The organism is Proteus sp. FZP2095 (assembly GCF_023701425.1).
Lineage (GTDB): Bacteria > Pseudomonadota > Gammaproteobacteria > Enterobacterales > Enterobacteriaceae > Proteus > Proteus cibarius.
This window is the reverse complement of the sequence record NZ_JAMQBJ010000002.1, coordinates 40,984-58,933: the sequence shown is the minus strand read 5'-3', so window position 1 is coordinate 58,933 and position 17,950 is coordinate 40,984. Positions and strand designations below refer to the sequence as shown.

15 protein-coding genes are annotated in these 17,950 nt (G+C 38.6%); 10 read left to right on the top strand and 5 right to left on the bottom strand.

Annotated elements, in window-relative coordinates:
• The first annotated feature begins 101 nt into the window (after window positions 1-101).
• Window positions 102-2,492 (top strand): zinc/cadmium/mercury/lead-transporting ATPase, encoded by a 2,391-nt coding sequence (locus NBG71_RS10555; protein ID WP_075672961.1) that lies wholly within the window; start codon window positions 102-104, stop codon window positions 2,490-2,492.
• Window positions 2,493-2,579: 87 nt separating this feature from the next.
• On the opposite strand, the gene tusA is transcribed toward NBG71_RS10555, so the two are convergent.
• Window positions 2,580-2,834, bottom strand: coding sequence for a sulfurtransferase TusA (tusA, locus tag NBG71_RS10550; protein ID WP_036933135.1), 255 nt, complete (start codon window positions 2,832-2,834; stop codon window positions 2,580-2,582).
• Window positions 2,835-3,039: 205 nt separating this feature from the next.
• Here tusA and NBG71_RS10545 point away from each other — a divergent pair, with 205 nt between their 5' ends.
• The 3 genes from NBG71_RS10545 (at window position 3,040) to NBG71_RS10535 (ending at window position 6,388) form a co-directional block, all read left to right on the top strand.
• Window positions 3,040-3,714, top strand: a complete 675-nt coding sequence (locus NBG71_RS10545; RefSeq protein WP_250916847.1) for a 7-cyano-7-deazaguanine/7-aminomethyl-7-deazaguanine transporter — start codon at window positions 3,040-3,042, stop codon at window positions 3,712-3,714.
• A 365-nt stretch (window positions 3,715-4,079) separates the two neighbouring features.
• Window positions 4,080-5,183, top strand: a complete 1,104-nt coding sequence (locus NBG71_RS10540; protein ID WP_156733010.1) for a glycerol dehydrogenase — start codon at window positions 4,080-4,082, stop codon at window positions 5,181-5,183.
• On the top strand, window positions 5,171-6,388 hold the full coding sequence (locus NBG71_RS10535) for a phosphoenolpyruvate-utilizing N-terminal domain-containing protein (RefSeq protein WP_075672958.1): 1,218 nt from the start codon (window positions 5,171-5,173) through the stop codon (window positions 6,386-6,388). Before NBG71_RS10540 ends, NBG71_RS10535 begins: the two co-directional genes overlap by 13 nt.
• A gap of 181 nt (window positions 6,389-6,569) precedes the next feature.
• Here NBG71_RS10535 and glpC read toward each other — a convergent pair whose 3' ends face one another.
• Genes glpC through glpA form a run of 3 tightly spaced genes read right to left on the bottom strand, consistent with a single transcriptional unit; the run spans window position 6,570 to window position 10,715 of the window.
• Window positions 6,570-7,763 carry an anaerobic glycerol-3-phosphate dehydrogenase subunit GlpC gene (glpC, locus tag NBG71_RS10530; protein WP_023583709.1) on the bottom strand — a complete coding sequence of 398 codons (1,194 nt, stop codon included), beginning with the start codon at window positions 7,761-7,763 and terminating at the stop codon, window positions 6,570-6,572.
• On the bottom strand, window positions 7,760-9,067 hold the full coding sequence (gene glpB / locus NBG71_RS10525; RefSeq protein WP_099660033.1) for a glycerol-3-phosphate dehydrogenase subunit GlpB: 1,308 nt from the start codon (window positions 9,065-9,067) through the stop codon (window positions 7,760-7,762). Before glpB ends, glpC begins: the two co-directional genes overlap by 4 nt.
• Complete coding sequence (glpA, locus tag NBG71_RS10520) at window positions 9,057-10,715, bottom strand: anaerobic glycerol-3-phosphate dehydrogenase subunit A (RefSeq protein ID WP_191901764.1); 1,659 nt, start codon at window positions 10,713-10,715, stop codon at window positions 9,057-9,059. The genes glpB and glpA overlap by 11 nt, the downstream gene beginning before the upstream one ends.
• 380 nt (window positions 10,716-11,095) lie before the next feature.
• On the opposite strand from glpA, the gene glpT reads away from it, so the two are divergent.
• From glpT to NBG71_RS10490, 6 genes are all read left to right on the top strand, one after another.
• A complete protein-coding gene (glpT, locus tag NBG71_RS10515; RefSeq protein ID WP_099660034.1) occupies window positions 11,096-12,448 on the top strand; it encodes a glycerol-3-phosphate transporter in 1,353 nt (450 codons plus the stop codon).
• A gap of 135 nt (window positions 12,449-12,583) precedes the next feature.
• Window positions 12,584-13,663, top strand: a complete 1,080-nt coding sequence (glpQ, locus tag NBG71_RS10510; RefSeq protein ID WP_075672955.1) for a glycerophosphodiester phosphodiesterase — start codon at window positions 12,584-12,586, stop codon at window positions 13,661-13,663.
• A gap of 258 nt (window positions 13,664-13,921) precedes the next feature.
• On the top strand, window positions 13,922-14,479 hold the full coding sequence (locus NBG71_RS10505) for a LemA family protein (RefSeq protein ID WP_075672954.1): 558 nt from the start codon (window positions 13,922-13,924) through the stop codon (window positions 14,477-14,479).
• A gap of 51 nt (window positions 14,480-14,530) precedes the next feature.
• Entirely contained in the window at window positions 14,531-15,604 is a 1,074-nt protein-coding gene (locus tag NBG71_RS10500) for a hypothetical protein (RefSeq protein WP_156733009.1), read from the top strand.
• Between the two features lie 8 nt (window positions 15,605-15,612).
• Window positions 15,613-16,155 carry a LemA family protein gene (locus tag NBG71_RS10495; protein WP_099660035.1) on the top strand — a complete coding sequence of 181 codons (543 nt, stop codon included), beginning with the start codon at window positions 15,613-15,615 and terminating at the stop codon, window positions 16,153-16,155.
• Window positions 16,152-16,565 (top strand): hypothetical protein, encoded by a 414-nt coding sequence (locus NBG71_RS10490; protein WP_075672951.1) that lies wholly within the window; start codon window positions 16,152-16,154, stop codon window positions 16,563-16,565. The genes NBG71_RS10495 and NBG71_RS10490 overlap by 4 nt, the downstream gene beginning before the upstream one ends.
• Before the next feature lie 45 nt (window positions 16,566-16,610).
• On the opposite strand, the gene epmA is transcribed toward NBG71_RS10490, so the two are convergent.
• Window positions 16,611-17,588 carry an elongation factor P--(R)-beta-lysine ligase gene (epmA, locus tag NBG71_RS10485; protein ID WP_098941260.1) on the bottom strand — a complete coding sequence of 326 codons (978 nt, stop codon included), beginning with the start codon at window positions 17,586-17,588 and terminating at the stop codon, window positions 16,611-16,613.
• Between the last annotated feature and the right edge of the window lie 362 nt (window positions 17,589-17,950).

The following is a 17,950-nucleotide window of genomic DNA, read 5'->3' as shown; positions in this document are numbered from 1 at the left end:
TATGCCTTCGGTATCTTGACTCTGGACTCTACTCCAAGCTGTAAAGTACTTATCAGATAGATAAATTTAGACTTTACTTTGTTGAACAAGGAGAGCCAGTTATGACTAAACATGCTCATCAACACGATAACCATAAACATACCGATGCTTGTTGCTCAAGCTCTCAATGCTGTTCAGGCCACTCAGAGAATAGTACGCACTCACATACTGAAAGTGGGCATTCTCATACCAAAATAGATAAAAGTGATCCTGAATGCGAGGATGAGCACCACCACGGACACTCCCACGAACATGATCACGACCATAACCATGATGGGCACAACCACACTCATGGAAGCTGTGATATCAACGCCCCTGTCTCTAACATTGAGCCAGAAAAGATTGCACAACAGCGCTTTAGCTGGAAAGTGCAAGGTATGGATTGCCCAAGTTGCGCTCAAAAAATTGAAACAGCAGCACTCAAAGTTGCGGGTGTAAAACAAGCAAAAGTCCTTTTTGCCACCGAAAAATTAGTCGTTGATGCTGATAGTGATCTACGTGCTGATATCATTGCGGCCATTAACAGTGCCGGTTTCGAGCTTTTTGATCTCTCATCGCCTCAATCCCAAAAAGTGGTGAAGCAGAGTTTCTTGAAAGAGAGCTCATTTGTGATTGTTTTGGCGCTTTTGATGGCGATTAGCTGGGGTGCCGAGGTTATTGATCCCCAAGCAGGTCGAGCAGCCTTTATTGCAACAACCTTAATTGGTCTATTCCCCATTGTGAAAAAGTCCTTACAACTTATTCGCAGTGGTACACCGTTTGCTATTGAAACCTTGATGAGTGTCGCAGCAATTGGTGCACTATTTATTAATGCAACCGAAGAAGCAGCAATGGTTATTTTGCTGTTTATGATTGGTGAAATGCTGGAGTCTTATGCTGCAGGACGTGCTCGTCGTGGTGTGAGCGCATTAATGGCGTTAGTGCCAGAAGAAGCAACATTAGTCAAAGACGGTAAAAAACAAACTGTTCCTGTTGCGCAATTACGTCCGGGCGACATTATTGAGATAGCGCCGGGTTCACGTTTGCCAACAGACGCAGAGTTAGTCAGTGCGTTTGCAAGCTTTGATGAAAGTGCATTAACAGGCGAATCCGTACCCGTAGAGCGTTTACAGGGCGAAAAAGTCGCTGCTGGTTGTTTATCTGTCGATAGATCTGTACAGATGAAAGTGGTATCTGAACAAGGGCAAAATGCTATCGACCGTATTTTGCAATTGATTGAAGAAGCTGAAGAGCGTAGAGCCCCAATTGAACGCTTTATTGATCGCTTTAGTCGTTACTATACGCCTGCGATTATGCTGTTCTCTGCACTGGTTATCATTGTTCCACCACTGTTGTTCTCACAACCTTGGGAAACATGGATTTATCGCGGTTTAACCCTATTACTGATTGGTTGTCCTTGTGCTTTAGTTATCTCAACACCAGCCGCCATCACTTCAGCATTAGCTGCTGCAACTAAACGCGGAGCACTTATCAAAGGTGGCGCAGCATTAGAGCAATTAGGCACTGTTAATACTATCGCATTAGATAAAACAGGCACATTAACAGAAGGGAAACCTCAAGTTACTGATGTTGTAGCTGAAACCGGATTTAATGAAAAAGAAGTACTGACTTTTGCTTCATCCGTAGAAATTGGCTCTCATCACCCATTAGCAAAAGCCATTATCAATAAAGCACAAGATGAAGGCGTACTTGTTGTTGAAGCAGAAGATCGTAAAGCGCTAGCAGGTAAAGGAATTGAAGGTTATTTAAATAGCCAACATATTCTGGTGAGTGCACCTTCTCAATTATCAGAAGTCATATCACTCTCTTCTCTGTGGCAACAAGAAGTTGCACGCCTTGAAGATGAAGGCAAAACCGTGGTTGTCGTATTAAAAGAGAGTCAGCTTATCGGTGTTATTGCTATGCAAGATACCTTACGCAATGATGCTGTTGAATCAATGAAATTATTGAAAGAGATGAACATCAATGCCGTTATGCTAACAGGTGATAATCCAAGAGCAGCCGCGGCTATTGCTAAAAAACTAGGTATGGATTTCCGAGCAGGATTACTACCTGAAGATAAAGTGACTTCCGTCATGGAGATCAGTAAAACGCATAACACAATGATGGTGGGCGATGGTATCAATGATGCACCAGCAATGAAGGCAGCAACCATTGGTGTCGCGATGGGAAGCGGTACAGACGTTGCACTTGAAACAGCTGATGCAGCATTAACGCATAACCGTTTAACTGGATTACCTGAAATTATTAAATTATCTCGTGCGACACGTAAAATCATCCGTGAAAACATCACGATAGCACTTGGTTTAAAAGCGATATTTTTAGTAACAAGCTTATTAGGAATTACCGGGCTTTGGGTTGCTGTTCTTGCTGACTCTGGGGCAACAGCACTGGTAACAGCCAATGCCGTAAGACTGTTAAGAGTAAAAATTAGTACCCCAAACAAAGAGTAAGCACGCTAAAATAACAAAACCCAAACCTCAGTATATGGGGCTTGGGTTATTTTTTAGCGCGATTATAAGCAATATTTACAGTATAAATTACAGATTGCTCTCTTTTTTACGGATAAGATAGCGATAAGGTGCAGATTGCGTCTCTTGATTTAATAAGTCATGTTCCATAAATCGGCAAAAGCCAGGAATATCACGCACTGTGGCAGGATCATCAGCAATCACTAATAACGTCTCACCTAACGCCATATTTCTTATGGTTTTACGTACTAACATCACAGGCTCAGGGCAACGTAGTCCTAGCGTATCTAATGTCTTAGTTGCATCATCAAATTGAGCATTCATTCTATTAACCATTCTTCTTACACTGACAGATTTCGTTATTATATCTCGCTTTCGTGTTCACATCACGGCACATTAAGCACAAAGGTATTCCTCCTAATCTTTGCTTTTGTTGCGCAACAGGCGTATTATGCGCATCCTCTCATTTAAGAGAGAAATTACTGTTTTATTGGGTTCCCTCACCCCAATCACTAAAAAGGTACAATTTATGTATACGTTTACTCCCTGCCAAAAAGCGGTGGCACTGTTATGGCTTTCTTTGTTCCACATACTGATAATTACCTCTAGTAATTATCTTGTGCAGTTACCTATTTCCATTTTTGGTTTCCATACCACTTGGGGCGCCTTTACCTTTCCGTTTATTTTTCTGGCAACAGATTTAACGGTTCGTATTTATGGTGCACCACTTGCCAGACGCATCATTACCGCCGTTATGCTACCCGCATTAGCGATTTCTTACCTGATCTCAACGCTTTTCTTCCAAGGTAGTTGGCAGGGTTTTGCCTCATTAGCTGATTTTAATATTATGGTGGCAAGAATTGCGACAGCAAGCTTTATGGCTTATGTGTTAGGTCAAATCATGGATGTGTCTGTCTTTAATCGTTTAAGACAACAACAAAAATGGTGGGTAGCGCCAAGTGCAGCAATGTTCTTCGGTAATTTACTCGACACTCTCGCATTCTTCTTTATTGCATTTTATCGTAGTACTGACGCATTTATGGCAGAGAATTGGGTTGAAATTGCATTAGTTGACTACGTATTTAAATTAACCATTTGTATGCTGTTCTTCTTACCTGCATATGGTCTCTTATTGAATTTTATTTTGCGTCACTTTTTCGCACAAGAAAATCAAAAACAAGATTATGCTGAAATTCGCTCATAATCTGGATCACCTCGCAAAAAAATAATGACATAAGTATCATAATTCAAATAATAAAGCTTCATAAACCAATTTTATGAAGCTTTATTCTGATTCGAATAATTTATTGTTTTTCGTAAATATTTCGCATAGTAATTAATTAGCATGATTAGTTAAATAACTCACGAAATATTGCTTAAATATCATTATTAGGATGTTTTTCACATGCTAATATAAAAAGTCTTAATTATTTACAATAAATTATTTTATTCATCCATTAAACTGTTAATGTATTCTTAGAACGTCTCCATATTGTTATATGTCAGTTGGGATGACGAGTCTCACCATAAGGATTTTTTACTCTCTTTTGCGAATAGTAGGAGTCTATTATGTTAAAAGTTATTCAATCCCCCGCTAAGTATATTCAAGGGCCAGACGCACTCTATCATATTGGTAAATACGCGAAACCTTTTGGTGATAGAGCACTGATTATTGCCGATAAATTTGTTATGGAACTTGTCGGTAGTACCGTTAAAGATAGTATGTCTCAGTATGAAGTTAATGGGCACTTCGAACTTTTTAATGGTGAATGCACACACAACGAAATCAATCGACTGTCTGAACTTGCAAAAACACAAGCTTCTCTTGTGATCATCGGCGTTGGTGGCGGTAAGACACTTGATACTGCCAAAGCTGTTGCTTATAAATGCCAACTTCCTGTCGTTATTTCCCCAACCATTGCCTCTACTGATGCACCAACAAGCGCACTTTCTGTGATTTATACTGAATTAGGCGCATTTGATAGTTATCTTTTCTACCCAACAAATCCTGACGTTGTCGTGATGGATACTAATATCATCGCTTCGGCGCCAGCTCGTTTATTAGTAGCAGGTATGGGGGATGCTTTAGCAACCTACTTCGAAGCAAGAGCTTGCAGTCATGCCCAAAAACAGACCATGGCTGGGGGTAAATCGACACTTGCAGCCCTAGCTCTAGCAGAACTTTGTTATAACACCCTTTTAGAAGATGGTTATAAAGCAAAACTTGCAGTAAGCCGTGGTGTTTGTACAACTGCGGTAGAAAATATTATTGAAGCTAATACCTTCTTAAGTGGTATCGGTTTTGAAAGTGCGGGTCTTGCGGCTGCCCACGCCATCCATAATGGATTCACGGCATTAGAAGAGTGTCACAACATGTATCATGGTGAAAAAGTTGCCTTTGGTACATTAGTCCAATTAGTGTTAGAAAACAGTCCATTAGAAGAGTTAGAAGAGTTCCTTGATTTCTGTGTTTTAGTCGGGCTGCCTGTCACTTTAGAAGAGTTGGGTATCAATGCAACAGGCGATGAATTAAATGAAAAAATCATGGCAGTTGCTGAGTTAAGTTGTGCTGAAGGTGAGACAATTTACAACATGCCATTTGATATTGATTCCGATAAGGTTTATGCCGCAATTTTAACTGCCGACCAATTAGGACGGGAATGGCTTTATTAAAGCCTGAGCAAACGGGGAGTATTTATCTCCCTGTTTGCATTTACAAAAAAGGGTGTTTTATGGTCAGTATCGTATTAGTTTCAAAGAGCCTTACGCTCGCCAATGGTATCAAAGAGCTCGTTAATCAGACTGTAGATCGCCAAGTAAAAATTGCCATTGCGACCAACTACCAAACACCTTCTGATCTTGCTAATGAAGTGCCACCAGAAACTATACTCACAGCAATTAAAAAGTGTTATAGCAAACAAGGTGTACTCGTTTTACTCGATACTTATCATTCAGCACAAAACGCAGCACTCGCCATCGCTAATCTTGAACATAACGTTGCCACAAATGTTGCGTTAAGTTCAGCTCCGATTGTTGAAGGCACCTTGGCTGCCGCCAATAGTATTGCGCTAGGCGCTTCACTTGAAGAAGCAGAAAAAGCAGCACATAAAACCATTACAATTAAAAAACTGCAATTAGGCGAAAATCTTCCTAATTTTAATATTCATCCTAAAAACACAAATTACGAACCTGTCAGAATTATCACCGCACCTGTTTGGCTATACCCTTATCATCGTTTCGTGATCCCTCGTAAAAAAATATCCTCTCATTTATTACTTGAAGAGCAAAAACGTCTCGTAAAAGCGATTGAGCGATCCAAAAAGGATATAGACTGGTTAACTGAAGAAGCGTATCGCAAGATTGGAGAACAATATGCTCATATTTTTTCTAGTCATCGCTTCTTATTAGAAAATACTGAATTACAACTGACTGTATGTAGCATGATAAGCAAACATCACTGTAATGCTGAATTCGCCTTACAGCAGACATTTATTGATTTAATAGATACTTACGCACAAATGGATGATGATAATATGCGTGCTCGTGAAAGTGATTTAGATGATATTTTATCTCGATTACTACGTTATTTAACTTCTGCTCCTCCTCCAATCACGCATCCTCCTTATACAAACGCAATTTTAGTAACAAAACAGCTTCATCCTTCAACATTAATGGCTATTGATACCAACAAAATTAAAGGGATTTTATTAAGTCACGGGAACCCTCTATCTAATACCACAGTATTAGCTAATGCATTAGATATTCCAATTATTAACGAGGCGGGAAGACAAGCTCTTTCGCTGACTGATGGGCAAAATATCACACTTAAAAAAGTCCAAAATATTTGGCTTTATCAAAATACCTATATTTCTCATTAAAAAATAAAAGTATTTAAATAACCAGTGATCCAAAGTGTCAGGTTATTTAATTTCCTTATTATCTTATATTTCATCTCTTTTTTACTAAAAATAAAAAAAGGGAATAAAATTTCCTCTTTTATTCCCTAGCTGCTTGTTATCTTAGTAATCAATTACTTTTTTATTATCTAATAGGCAATACTTATAATGCTCTTGCCAATAAACTAATGGGGTGTTCACATTTTTTCGTTGTTGACATCTCAATTTGCCATTTACAGGTTTCACAGTCTGTAATTACCAAATCACAGCCACTCTCTTCAATTTGACGGAATAAGCCCGCTCCAATGCCTTGAGCAACATCGTAGTTTTCAGATTTAAAACCGTAAGTTCCGGCAATACCACAGCATTGAGAATCTAAAACAATGACCTCAACACCTGGGATACGTTTAATTAAATCAATGGAATATGCTGTCCATCCCATTTTTTCCATATGACAAGGTGTGTGATACACCACTTTTAACGGAGTATGTTTCAGTGGTAATTCACGACCTTCTTCTAATAAACGATAAATATAGCGTGTCGCTAATTCAATATTTTCACGTACTTTTGATGTATCAACATCGAGAATATGTTCATACTCATCACGAATAGTGAAAGTACAGGTTGATGATGTTGCAACGACAGGAATATTATTTTCAACAATTTTTTCTGTCAGCGATTCAAGGTTTACTGCGGCTTGTTTTTTGGCTTGTTTAACAAAACCATTCGCTATTAATGCAACACCACAGCATTTTTCGCGTTTTAATAACTGAACACCAATCTCCATTTTATTGAATACTTTAACTAAATCTTTCCCTAATTGTGGGTGGTTATAGTTAGCGTAACAACCATGGAAGAAGGCAACTTGATCTTTAAAACGCGCTTGCTCTTCAACTTGTTTTTTCATCCACGTTCTAAATGTACCAAAAGAGTATTTTGGTAATTCGCGACGATGGTCGATTTTAAGTGCTTTATCCAAGATCTTACGTACAGGTTTTAATCCTGTAATAGTATTTACTATCGGCGCCATTGGCGTTGATAACGTTCCCATTAAATCCGTATGACTTAAAATAGCATCACGAAGTTTTGGTGTTTTCGTATTGTAGTTCAGTTTCGCACGCGAAATGATGTCACCAATCTTCACATCTGACGGACAAGCAACTTCACAACGCTTACAGTTAGTGCAATATTTCAATGCTTCATCATAAAGCATCGGATCTTTTAGGCGTAAACGCTCACCATCAGGGCCAGCTTGTTTAGGGCCCGGATAAAGTGGATTTACTTTTGCAACTGGGCAGTAAGTAGTACAAACAGTACACTTAATGCACGCTTCAAAACTGTTATCATGTAAACTCATTGTGCTGCCTCCACAACCGCAGATGTGGTCTGTTCTGAATTATTGTGCTGTAAAATTTGTTGTGCTGCATAAAGTGCGCTGATCATTGAAACACCCGCACCACAACCTTCATTAAGAGGGTCAAACCCACCTAACACAGCACCTACAGCGTAAACATTCTCTAAGACTTCGCCATATTTCATCGGTCTTAATTGACTATCTGTATCAACACCAAATCGCATATAAGGCTGTTTTGCAAAGACATTCACTTGTGTCCACTCATTGCGTGGTAATGTCTCTAGCAAATCAAGCTCCATTAAAGGTTCATAGACACGATCAAACTCTGCAATTAAACCATTATTGAAGAAACTGCCTGTTGCCAATACAACATGTTCACTACGAATAGGAATATCAGTATGGTTTCGAGTATGAATACCTGTAACTTTATTACCAATTAAATCAACTTGTTCTGCACGGTCACCCGGCATAATTAAACCGCCCGCTTTTTGGAAACGCAGTTTTAATGCTTGGTGTAAACGAATACCTAATAGTGATGGTGGCAATGTTGGTAATAAACAGATAGGTTTACCCACAAGTTGTTGAAGTAGCGTCACAGGCTCTTCTGCATCCAACCCGATACACGCAGGTAAAATAATCGCTTCAACACTGTCATCAATATGTTTTTTCAGCTCTTCCGCTAACGCTTTGGTGTTTTCAGGCTTATCTAAATAACGAGCGATATTAACTGCTCTAAATTCACTTGGGTTATCACGCAATCTATCTAATAGCGGTAAATGAATATGATAAGGAATAGACTCAACACCTTGCTCATTCAGCGTATTGCTTGCAAATTGTGGCTGAAAATCTAAGAAGCCTTCAATTCCAACAACCGCCAATTTTTTCCACGGCAGTGCTTGGTCAACACCATGAGTGGGTACACGTTTTGGGCTCATCCAACTCATACGTGAACGCCCAACAGGTGTAATACGATAATGGTTTTCATCGCCACTACCTTGATACTCAAGGCCTTTTGTACTTTCCAGTAATGCTTGAGCCTGTTCAATTAAAGTTGAAACTTGCGTTTCACCCATACGACTATAAGGATGTTTAGGGGCAAGTTCAGCCAATGTTGCTAAGGCTTTCTTCGGCTGAGTCACTAATGAACCATCAGGAAGATGAGTTAATAGATCCAACGAACCCGATGAAAAATGTAGTGCGCTTTGACCATTGCTGATAATTGCGCAAGACTTACCGGCTTCAGCAAGACGAATACCTGCGGTTAAACCTGCAAGTCCGCTACCTATAATGATGACGTCAAATTTCATTATCTGCCTCCGCTGAAGCTGTTTTTTCAATCATATCAGCATCTAAACCACATAAACCTTGGTAAACCCAACTGGTGAATTCACTTTCACGTAATGCATTACCCCAAGCGATTGGTCGAATACCTTTCCAACGCTCATTTAAGAAATGAGCAAGCTGTTGTTCTGACTCGTGAGGAGTAGTAACTTGTAAACGGTTTAATAAACCCGCTGCACGACAAGCACAAAGTTCACCTTGGCATGTTCCCATACCCACACGAGTACGGCGACGTAAATCAAGTAAATTGTTGACTGTTAAAGAGTTAACTGCATATCGAACTTCCCCCGCAGTAACAGCTTCACATTCACAAACTAAACTCTTATCGCTACGCTCATTGCTCAATAATTTATTAGCTAAATCACCATGACGATAAACTGCAGAACCACGAATTGGCGCAGGTAATGAAACGACGCTACGTAATGCTTGTTCTGCTGACTGACGAGAGCCCGGTAAGGCTTCTTCTGCTGTGGTACATTTTGCAGAAACATTTAATTTTTCGCAGATTTTATCTGTTGCCCATTCAGCCATTAAACGGTAAGTCATTAATTTACCGCCAGTAATAGTAATGAAGCCTTCTAATCCATCACGTTGCGCATGGTCGAGTAAAACAATACCCCGACTCACATTACGACCAGATGGATCATCATCACTTGCCACTAAAGGACGCACACCTGCATAAGCACGTAAAATTCGAGTTTGAGCCAGTTTTGGCGCTAACATTGAACCTTCACGGATAAGAATATCGACTTCTTCAGGAGTGACATACATATTGTCAATTTCATCGTAAGGTACTCGTGTTGATGTTGTACCAATCAATGAAATGGTGTCGCCAGGAACTAAAATATCGGCATCCGCAGGTTTACGACAACGGTTGATCACCATATTGTTAATACGATGACCTAAAATCAGTAATGCACCTTTGGCTGGGAACATACGAACTTTTAACTCGCCATACTCAGCGATTTTTTGTCCCCAAATCCCCCCAGCATTCGCCACTATTTGCGCACGAATTTCATACATTTTTTTCGCTTGATGATCGTAAACTTTCACGCCTTTAACACGGTCACCTTCACGAATAAGTCCAACGACTTCATGATAAGTCAGTACTTGAGCGCCATGTTCGCGGGCATCTAACATATTTGCGGCCGTTAAACGGAAAGGATCAACTGTGCCATCAGGAACTTTAACCGCACCGATTAAATTAGGGTTAACAGAAGGCTCTAAGCGAATAGCTTCTTCGGGTGAAATCGCTTGAGCATCAATCCCTGCAGCTTGGCAAGATTGAATAAAGGTCTGTTGAAACTCTAAAGAATCTTCAGGAAGGGTAATAAAAAGGCCATCCGTTTTTTCAACACAATGACGAGCGACCCGTTTTAAAATCATGTTTTCTTCAATACACTCACGCGCTGACTCTGGGTCTGTTACTGCATAACGCGCACCACTGTGTAACAATCCATGATTTCGACCGGTTGCACCGGTTGCAATATCATGTCTTTCTAGCAGGACGCAACGTAATCCACGGCGTGCACAGTCTCTTGCCATGCCCGCACCAGTTGCTCCCCCGCCAATAATAATGACATCAGTTTCTGTCACTGGTGAACCGCTCATCATAGAGATGCCCTCTCACATTACATTCAGCAAACGCTTATTTATTCTTTAGCGTTAATTATAGTGTATAAGATACACAAAAAATGTGGTTAATGTTTGATAATGAGCAAAAACGAAAGAGAAACGCTCACGAGTGAAAGATTAAAACCACATATGTGACACCAATCACAAATTATTTAACAAAAAGTATTTGATAAAGTTAACATATCACTCAAAATTGCACATCTTGAAAAATTATTCGACAACTGAGTAATACCTCACAGTAAATTTGATTGTATAAGTTTACTATTAAGTTCGTTAAAGAAAATTTTTTGATAACTTCACTGTTCGTTTTGTCATTATTTAATATCAACATATTAAAATAAAAGCCATCGGAGGCTAATATGTTAAGTCTGTTTAGACCTGCGCCACATAAAGCGCGTTTGCCAAAAGAGCAGATAGATCCCGTCTATCGTCGTCTACGTTGGCAGATCTTTATGGGGATTTTCTTCGGCTACGCTGCTTATTATTTAGTAAGAAAAAACTTTGCGTTAGCAATGCCTTATCTTGTAGAAGAGGGATTCTCAAAAGGGGACCTAGGTTTTGCGTTATCAGGGATCTCTATTGCTTATGGTTTCTCTAAGTTTATTATGGGATCGTTCTCTGACCGCGCTAACCCACGTTATTTCTTACCTGCAGGTCTTATTTTAGCATCTTTAGTGATGTTAGTTATGGGCTTTGTGCCATGGGCAACTTCGAGCATTATGATTATGTTCGTTCTGTTGTTCCTTTGTGGTTGGTTCCAGGGTATGGGTTGGCCTCCTTGTGGACGTACCATGGTTCACTGGTGGTCACAGAAAGAACGTGGCGGTATCGTTTCTATCTGGAACTGTGCGCATAACGTCGGCGGTGGTTTACCTCCATTACTGTTCTTATTAGGTATGGCGTGGTTTAACGACTGGAAAGCAGCGTTATACATGCCTGCATTTGCAGCAATCTTAGTTGCTATGATTGCATTCGCATTAATGCGCGATACCCCTCAATCTTGTGGTTTACCTTCAATCGAAGAGTACAAAAACGACTACCCACCTGATTATAAAGAAACTGACGAACAAGAACTGACTGCAAAAGAAATCTTTATGAAGTATGTGTTCCCTAACAAACTTCTGTGGATGATTGCAATTGCGAACGTGTTCGTTTACTTACTACGCTACGGCGTGCTGGACTGGTCACCAACTTATCTGCGTGAAGTAAAACACTTCGCAATGGATAAATCATCATGGGCTTACTTCTTATACGAATACGCAGGTATTCCGGGCACACTACTGTGTGGTTGGATGTCGGATAAAGTGTTCAAAGGTAACCGTGGTGCAACTGGCGTGTTCTTCATGACCTTAGTGACTATCGCAACTATCGTATTCTGGATGAACCCAGCGGGTAACCCGAATGTTGATATGGCGTGTATGTTAATCATCGGTTTCTTAATCTACGGTCCTGTTATGTTGATTGGTCTGCATGCTCTTGAGCTTGCACCGAAAAAAGCAGCAGGTACAGCAGCAGGCTTTACCGGTTTATTCGGTTACTTAGGTGGTTCTGTTGCGGCGAGTGCTATCGTAGGTTACACAGTTGACTACTTCGGCTGGGATGGTGGCTTTATGGTCATGATCGGCGGTAGCGCACTGTCTGTTGTATTATTACTTATCGTGATGATTACTGAAACCAAACACAAACGTGAAATGCTTCAGAAGTACGAATAATCGTTAACTGATTATTTATGAAATTAGTTAAATCTCATCTCTAAAAACCAAGCCACATCAACTGTTTTGATGTGGCTTTTTTATTGCCAACTGTACATAACTTTATTGTACGTAGAATTAAAATGGAGCAGCTTTATGAGTACATCTTTTAGAATAAAACCGTTAGTTGCAGGCGTTCTTTTAACTCTATCTTTAAGTGCAATCGCACAAGCGGCAAGTGATAAGGTCGTTATCGCTCACCGTGGTGCAAGTGGTTATTTGCCTGAACATACGCTTCCTGCCAAAGCATTAGCTTATGCCCAAGGTGCAGATTATCTAGAGCAAGACTTGGTGATGACCAAAGACAACGAATTAGTTGTTTTACATGACCACTATCTTGATCGTGTAACAGATGTGGCTGATCGTTATCCTGATAGAGCAAGAAAAGATGGCCGTTACTATGCTATCGACTTTACCCTTGAAGAAATTAAGGGACTGAAATTTACCGAAGGTTTTGACATTGTTGATGGTAAAAAAGTCCAAAGTTATCCAAACCGTTTCCCTATGGGTAAGTCGGATTTCCGTGTACATACTTTCCAAGAAGAAATTGAATTTATCCAAGGTCTAAACAAATCAACAGGTCAAGATATTGGTATTTATCCTGAAATCAAAGCACCTTGGTTCCATGAACAAGAAGGTAAAGACATTACCACTAAAGTACTGGAAGTGCTTAAACAGTACGGTTATACGAAAAAAACCGACAATGTTTATCTACAATCATTCGATGCTAACGACCTAAAACGCATCAAAACAGAATTGATGCCAAAAATGGGCATGGATCTAAAACTTGTTCAGCTAATTGCTTATACCGACTGGAATGAGACGTATGAAAAACAGCCTGACGGTACATGGACAAACTACAGCTATGAGTGGATGTTTAAGCCGGGTGCAATGAAAGAAATTGCAACTTATGCTGATGCTATTGGCCCTGATTATCATATGTTAGTTGAAACAGATTCAACGCCAGAAAAAATTACCTTAACGGGTATGGCAGCAGATGCTCACGCGAATAAACTAACCATTCATCCGTTTACTGTTCGTATTGATAAACTTCCTAAATACGCCAAAGACGGTGATCAACTTTACGACATCATTTATAACCAAGCGGGTGCTGAAGGTGTCTTTACAGACTTCCCTGATTTAGGGGTTAAGTTCTTACAAAAACAAGCTAAATAATTCAAGGTGTAGCTAGGCTACAAATAAATGAAACACTAGCCACATACATGAGTATGTGGCTAGTGCTAGTGATACAGTCAACAATGCTATAACTTGAAGTATGACAAGTAGATACTCTTTCTTGTAAGATTTGCGCCCTTTCTGATTGTATATTTCTTCATCTTTCTCTAACTTACTCTAATAATTTAATTAAAAAATCATAATCACTTTTTAATTTAGCTATCATTATTTATTAAATATTTAGAGGAAGGGATCACTATGACAATAATGGCTATTATTTTACTTATTCTTATCGTTCTTTTTATTGGTTGGGGAATTTCAATTTACAACCGTCTTATTGCGACACGCAATCAAGTAAGTAATCAGTTTGCGAATATTGACGTTATTTTAAAACAAAGAGCCGACCAAATTCCTCAATTAATGGCGGTAGCTGAAAAAGCAATGGAGCACGAAAAAAGTGTATTTATTGCATTAAGTGACGCAAGACAACGCTATTTTAAAGCGCAAAATATTAATGAAAAAATCAGCGCAACAAATGAGATGAATACAGCGCTACGAGGCATGATTGCCCTTGCTGAAAATTATCCGACGTTAATTTCAGGTGAACAACTCGCATTACTTCAAACTGGTGTTAGTGACGTAGAGAATAAAATTGCTCAACGTCGTGAAGGTTTTAATGATGCAACAACTCACTACAACACCGCAATAGAGATGTTTCCTGATAGCTTAATTGCTGGCCTTTTCCGCTTTGAGCGTATGCAATTACTCGAAATACCAAAAGAAGAAATGAAATTTGAAGGTATCAAATTTAAATAATAATAAATTAAACAACAATTAGTTAAATAACCGCATTAAGGATAAATTGCAGTGCTAATTTATTTTTTTATCGGCTGTGCTATCGGTGCATTAATCTATTTCTTACGCAGTAAACGCACTCAAAAAAAGAAGAACAATTTGGGTATTATTCCCTTTTTAGGGATCTCTTTTGCTGCTGGAAATTATCTGTTTTTTTCGCGAGGAAATGGCCTTTATCCTAGTGGTGAAGACTCTGTTGTCAATCTTATCTCCTGTATTGCATTCGCTGTCATTTTGATATTTTCCTATGGTATTTCAAATCATATTGGAAATATTGGTGAAAAGGCGATAAAAAATTATCATCAATTACAAATGGAAGGTGAGTCTAAATTTTCAGCACTGATTAACACCGTATTTATTAGCCTGTTACTGCTCTTTTTAAGCTTTGGCTTTTTTATTGACCATAGATTGTTCTTTTTAAGTTTCGTTTTAATGTTCGTTTATCAAATTGCCAAAAAAACACCTGAAAAGCGTTTTTTACGTTTTCAAAAAATTCTAGCAACATCTAAAATTCGCTCTTTAGCCATTGGGCTTGTTGAAATTGAAGGCAAGATAACTGCGGGTAAAAAACTAACAAGTCGCCTAGGTAAAAAAGAGTGTTATGGCTACTGCTATTATGAATATGACATATCCACAGATAAAGAAGGTAAGAAAAGTTATCGCCAAACACTCTGTGACAAAAAGATCAACAATTTCACTATGACTGATGATACCGGCTCAGTTCAAATTCTTGCAGCTGACAAACCTTTAGTTCACCTTGGCATCGATCCTCACCAAGATCTGGAATATAACAATAAACGTTTTAAGGAGTACATCTTAGAAGCTGATACCACTTATTTATTGATAGGTAATGCAGAACCTATCAATGATGAAATTGTTATCACACACAATGCTCCTCACTATCTATTAGGTTTATCACCACAAGATTATGTTGTTCGTTGGAACAAAGCGCGCCCTTTTCGTCGTAACTCGGCCATCATCGTTATTATTGCTCTTTTTGTTATCTTATCCATTCTAGTGATACCAATGGATTACCAAAACGGCATCCTAACACTTTATTTTAATAGCACCTCTTCATCTTGGTAATGATTAATATGGAATGGCTTATTTTCATCATTTTTATTCTCGCTTTGGTTTATTTTTTAATACGCCAATTAGTGATAATTTATAACAACATGGTGATGCTAAAGAACAATTGCTATAAAGCCTTTGCAAATATTGATGTTTTATTAAAAAAACAAGCCGACTTGATCCCCATGCTGATAGTGATCACACAAAAAGCAATGGATCATGAGAAATCCTTATTTGAAAAATTAGCTGAAAATAGAAATCACTATTTACGCACAGATGTATTAGACCAAAAAGTTGATTTAGCTAATCAGTTATTGCCGCAAATAAAAAAATCACTCATCATTGCTGAAAAATACCCTGAACTTATCAGCGGAAAAAATTTGCACGTATTACAAGCACAAGCTAAAGAGTTAGAAGAGTGTATTGCAGATAGACGTGAGTTTTTTAATCAATCCGTCACACTCTATAATACTGAAATACATATTTTCCCTAATGTATTGTTTAAATTAATTTTTAATTTTAAAGATATCCCTCTTTTCTACCCTAGTAGGGAGGCAACTTCATGATAGAAATTCCTTTTTCATTTTTTGGTATCACCGATTGGATATTAGATCTTGGTGATCCCATCATGATTATTATGCTTGCCACTTTTGGTACGTTATTTTCAATGGTGATTATTTTGCCATTAATGAGTATTACTCCTTTAAAAAAATATATGCCACAAATTGCAGGTGGGTTATTTAGCTCGGTATTTGTTAGCTTAATGGTCTTGATTAGTTTTAATTTAATACTCGGTGTTAACTCAGCATTAAAACTACTCTTAATTTGGTGGGTTATTTTATTTTCATGTATTACGTATTGGTTTATTAATTATCGCTATATGAAAGACGTAGCAGGGAATAAATTTGCGAAGTTCCAAGAAAAAGCGCTTGAAGCAGAAGAAAAGCGAAGGCAAAACCGAAAATCAAAAAAATAAAAGAGAGCCTAGGCTCTCTTTTTTAATTCTCATCGATAGATGAACTTATGCTCTGTAAACAGGAAAGGCAATGATATCGCTAATATGCTCTAAACCAAGCGCCAACATAATGAGACGATCAACGCCTAAAGCCACACCAGAACACTCTGGTAATCCAGCTTCAAGTGCAGCTAAAAAGCGCTCATCAATAGGTTGTTCTGGTAATCCCATTGCCACTCGCTGACGATTATCACGTTCAAAACGATGGCGTTGCTCTTGAGCATCCGTCAACTCACGAAATCCATTCGCTAATTCAACACCTTTAAAATAGACTTCAAAACGCTCCGCTACACGATGATCTTCAGAGCTAATTTCAGCTAATGAGGCTTGTGACGCAGGGAAATGATAGATAAAGGTTGGCTTTTCTAAACCGATATGAGGTTCAACCCCAGAAACAAATAGCAATTGAAGTAGCGTATCTTTATCTTCTTCAGTATCTGCAATATTTGATAAATCCAGTTTTGCAGCCACTTCACGTAATTTTTCTTTATCAACAGATAAAGGGTCGATATCGAGATAACGCAAGAATGCTTGTTGATAAGAGAGTGACTCTGATGTTTCACAATCTAAGACTTCTTGCAGTAAATCATCGACTTCATTCATCAACCGGTACATATCAAAACAAGGGCGATACCACTCTAGCATCGTAAATTCCGGATTATGATATCTACCGGCTTCCTCATTACGGAAGCAACGCCCCATTTGATAAATCGGCCCACTGTTTGCAGCTAATAAACGCTTCATGTGGTATTCAGGGCTTGTCATCAAATAAAGTTTCAGCCCTTGAGAAGCGCCTGGCCCCACAAATTGGGTTTCAAATGGGCAAAGATGAACATCGGTAACGGTAGCCTGACTCATCATAGGTGTTTCAACTTCTAACACACCACGATCAGCGAAAAAACGCCTAATATTACTGACTATTTTCGCCTTTTTTAGCAAGTTGGCGATTGAGGCGCTTGGCTGCCAATCCGCGATTTCACTCATGAACGAAAAACTCCAACAGAAAACAAAGCGTGCAGTTTACTCGCATCCTCTCCAACAGACAAATTTCTGCTAATAAAGAGAGGTTTCATTTTATATTTTTTCACTAATCTTTTTATTTTTTAAGTAAAAACACATAAGACAAATAAATGTAATTCTACAAAACATCTACTTTTTGGCACTTTTTATCGTTTAAATAAACATCAATTCAGAGTAAGAAACTCAGTGATTTTTCACTATTTTTATAATAGAAGTTAATTAGAATAATTCTTTTTCTCAATTAAAAATAACAATAAACTAACACTGTGCTTATATTTAAATAGTCAAACTCATCTAAACTTCAATGTTAACTTTCTATTTAAATC